Raw genomic sequence first — 257 nt, 5'->3', positions numbered from 1 at the left:
TCAAACTTTAATAGCACAAGGAGGTTTTAAGTGAATCGAGGAGATTAACATGGGTTTAAGAATTAACACAAACACACAATCATTAGCAGCACAAAGAAGTTTAGGTGGAGTAACAAGATCGAAGCAAGCTTCTATGGAAAAGATGGCTAGTGGTAGCAGAATTAATAAAGCAGGAGATGATGCAGCAGGTTTAGCAATTAGTGAAAAGCTAAAGGCTGGAATTAGAGGGACTCAACAAGCGACTAGAAACGCTGGTG

1 pseudogene is annotated in these 257 nt (G+C 39.3%); it reads left to right on the top strand.

Going from position 1 to position 257, the window contains the following annotated elements:
• Positions 1–49: 49 nt before the first annotated feature.
• Positions 50–257, top strand: a pseudogene (locus tag M901_RS01190) (flagellin FliC); the annotation flags it as partial.

The sequence above is a fragment of the Bacteriovorax sp. DB6_IX genome, from assembly GCF_000447775.1.
Classification (GTDB): Bacteria; Bdellovibrionota; Bacteriovoracia; order Bacteriovoracales; family Bacteriovoracaceae; genus Halobacteriovorax_A.
This window is presented reverse-complemented; position numbering and strand designations above follow the sequence as displayed.